The sequence below is a fragment of the Actinokineospora sp. PR83 genome, assembly GCF_021056305.1.
Taxonomy (GTDB): Bacteria; Actinomycetota; Actinomycetes; order Mycobacteriales; family Pseudonocardiaceae; genus Actinokineospora; species Actinokineospora spheciospongiae.
The window spans coordinates 1-3,416 of the sequence record NZ_JAJCXD010000147.1; the positions used below are offsets into that span (position 1 = coordinate 1).

Below are 3,416 nucleotides of genomic sequence, written 5' to 3' on the forward strand. Positions count from 1 at the left end.
GCCCGCGCTCAGCGGGGTGGCCGGGGAGGCCGCGCCGCCGCCGAGGCCCGCGCCGCCGCCGCCGAAACCACCACCGCCACCGCCGAAGCCGCCGCTGCCCGGGCCCGCGCCGCCGCCAGGGGACTCCGGGGTCGCGGCGGCGGGGGTGACGGCCGCGGGGACGTCGACCGGGGGGACTTCGGCGGCGATGCCCCAGTTCTCCTCGGGGAAGGTGTGCGCCATGGTGATCTTGTCGAAGACCTGGGAGCCGTCGACGCCCTCGCACAGCCTGACCAGGGCTTCGAGGACCTGGCGGGTGGCCTCGAACAGCTCGCGGGTGGGGCGGCGCATCTGGTCGAGGTACTGGCGGGTGCGCTCCTCGCCCCGCACCGGGCCGGACATGGCCTGCGACGTGGTCTCGGCCATCTCCACCAGGACGCCCGCCATGTCCTCGACGACCTGGCGGAGGCCGTCGGCGGTGGTGTCGAGGACCTCGCCCATGGTGATCATGGCGTCGGCCATGTCGTGGCCCGCGAGGCCGACGCGGTTGACGTAGTCGATGAAGGACTCGGCGTCGGCGCCCTGCCAGGCGGCGTCGAGGCCGCCGAGGGGCTGGGTGAGGCCCTCGGTGACGACCTCGGCCACCGCGCCCACCGCCCGCCAGCGGTCGGCCTCGGCGTGCATGTCGCTCCACCGGCCGACGACCGGGGCGAAGTACTCCTGGACCGGGTCGGGGATGCCCAGTTCCGCGCACAGCGCGCTCAGGAAGTCCAGGTATGCCGAGAGGTCGGACTGGATCTGCGCGCCGTCACGACCGCCCTGGGCCTGGCTGGGGCGCGGGGTGGGGGTGGCGACCGGGGCGAGCGGCGACGGCTGGGCGCGGGTGCCCGGGGGGACGGCGCTGGACAGGCCCGCCTCACCGGCGTCGAGGGCGGCGCTGATCGGGCGGGACTGCCACCCGCCCGAGGCGGGGTCGGCGGACAGGCCCGCCAGGCCTGCCGCGCCGTCGGCGGGCTCTCGCGTGCGCATGGTCGCCCCTCTCAGGCCTGGCCGCTGCGGTTGATGGACGCGACGCCGTCGCCGTCGGAGGACTCGTACTTCTCGGCGACCTGGGTGAGGCTGGTGGAGGCGGACTTGAGCGCCTCGACACCCCGGCTGAGCTGGGTGCGCAGCGCCTCGGCTGCGCGCAGGTAGGACTCGGTGACCCGGACGGCGTCGCCCAGGGTGCCGAAGGTCTCCGAGGTGAGCGGCGCGGTGCGCAGCACGGCCGCGCCCTCGGCCAGGACCTCGGCCGCCTCGCCGACGTTGTACGCGTACTGGCTCACCCAGGTGGGGTCGACCTTGATCGTGGCCATCGGGTGCGCACCTCCTCGGTCACGGGGCGTTGCTCACCGGTGTGACGGTAGTCGTCGGCGCCCGGTTCCCGTGACCACCGATCAGCCGCCCGCCGGGGCGTCCGGTCAGCCCCCGCCCGCCGGGTTGGCCGCGGCCGACGGGAACAGACCCGGCTCGACCGGCACCGTGTCGTAGGTCTGGAGCACGTCGGTGGTGCTCAGCGAGGCGCCGTCGGGCAGCAACTGCATGATGGACACCGGGGCGGGTAGCTGGTTGTCCAGGCCCAGGGCGTGGGCGCTGCGGGCGTCGGGCACCCCGTACTTCACGCCGCGGTCGGAGATCAGGTAGATCGGGCCGGTCTGGAAGTTCATCCGGTTCGTCGCCCCGCGCACCACCGCCGCCTTGCCCGGCGGCATGTAGAACGAGTCGATCCGGATCTGCGCGCTGCCCGGGCTGGTGATCGGGATGGTGGCGGGCTCGCCGTCGGCGTTGAACCGGTCGATCGGCAAGCGCTTGCCGACGTGCACCTTGGTCTGCTGGTCGGCGTCCTGGCCCTCGCCGACCAGGCCCCAGCCCAGGCAGGCGACCGGGGAGTTGATCGGGTCGAGCACCTCGGGCACCTGCACCGGGAACGACGAGTCGGTGACCGCCCCCTTGGGGCTCTTGGCGGGCAGTTCGGCCGGGCCGACCTGCTGGATCTCGGCACCGCCCGCCTTGGTGGTGAAGCGGATCAGGTCGGCGGTGGACCGCTTGATCTGCTGGACCCCGTCCTGCAGGACCACGTAGTACTCGAGGATCCGCCCGGCGCGCTCGACCTCCAGGATCGAGCCCACCTCGAACCCGTCCGCGGTGCGACCGCCCACGCCGGGGATGGTGGGTGCGCTCAGTGGCGCGACCGGGGGGATGGCGTTGAGCAGGCCGGGGGTGATGTTGCGCTCGGTGCCCTTGTTCCTGGTCTCCAGGCTGAGCACGTCCTTGATGCTGCGGCTGGTCGTGTCGACCTCGGCGCGCACCGTGTCGGCGTTGGGGACGTTCGCCGTGGCGGGCTTGCGGTAGACCAGGTAGGTCTTGTTGTCCCGGGGGTCGCGGACCAGCAGCGACTCCGACTCGGACAGCTCGGGGCCGAGGTCGGCGACCCCGCCGATCACGCTGGTCTTGATCTTGTCCTCGTTCGCCCCCGGCTTGAGCGCGGGGTCGTTCTGGTAGGCGTCGCAGACCGCCCAGTTGGCGCTGATCCGCTCGGCCTCGGAGCCGGGGAGGAACTGGGGGCCGTCCTGGATGCCGGTGAGGCGCTCGCGCGGGAGGCCGATGAGCTTGTCGTCCGGGACCACCTCGGGCTGCACGACCTGACCGCCGCCGCCCGCGTCGGTGTTGCTGCCCGGGGCCTGGTTCTGGCCGGAGGAGCTGCGGGCGAGCATCAGCAGCCGGGCCGAGGCCAGGTTGAACGTGGGGATCAGGACGTCGCCCTTGTTCGGGTCCTTCCACTTCACGTAGACCGCGCCGGAGGGCTTGCCGATGATGATGCCGGTGTTCTCCGGCGCCTTGCCGGTCGGGTTGAGCAGGCCGACGACGAGGAACCCGACGCAGATGATGGCGGCGATGCAGACCCCGACGATGGTGGCCCGCGAGTGCGTGCGCATCGGGTCGTGCAGCATGACCGCGTCCTTGCGCACGAGCGCGGACTGCATCCGGCGCAGCACGAAGCGGTATGCCTGGACCTGAGACTTCGTCGTTGGTGTTGATGGCATTCTCGGCCTGCTGCTCTCCCCGTCGCGGTACCGTTCCGCAGGATAGCCGTACGGCTCCGGCCGTACGCGGGTCTTGCGCCAACCTGTGGAAAACCCGGGACCGCGCAGGCGCCGAGCAGCACCGATGAGGGGAAGAGACCGATCGGATGTCCGTGACCACTCCGCCACGACAGGGCAGGACGCCACCGCCTGGACAGCCGCCGCGCCCCGGCGGCCCCGGGGGTCCGGGCGGTGGCCCCGGCAGACCGGGCGGACCCGGGGGACCCGGCGGCCCGGGCGGACCCGGCGGCCCGGGCGGACCCGGGGGCCCGGGCGGACCCGGTGGGCCGAGCGGTCCCGGCGGACCCGGTGGGC

The 3,416-nt window shown here is 73.4% G+C and carries 3 protein-coding genes; all 3 read right to left on the reverse strand.

What is annotated here, in order from left to right; translation table 11 throughout:
- A partial coding sequence (locus L6E12_RS33525; RefSeq protein WP_236231937.1) for a WXG100 family type VII secretion target occupies nt 1–1,008 on the reverse strand: 1,008 nt, incomplete at its 3' end.
- 11 nt (nt 1,009–1,019) lie between these two features.
- The gene (locus tag L6E12_RS33530; RefSeq protein ID WP_236231938.1) at nt 1,020–1,334 is read right to left on the reverse strand and encodes a hypothetical protein; all 315 of its coding nucleotides are present in this window, start codon (nt 1,332–1,334) and stop codon (nt 1,020–1,022) included.
- Nucleotides 1,335–1,439: 105 nt separating this feature from the next.
- A complete protein-coding gene (gene eccB / locus L6E12_RS33535) occupies nt 1,440–3,062 on the reverse strand; it encodes a type VII secretion protein EccB (RefSeq protein WP_236231939.1) in 1,623 nt (540 codons plus the stop codon).
- Nucleotides 3,063–3,416: the final 354 nt, after the last annotated feature.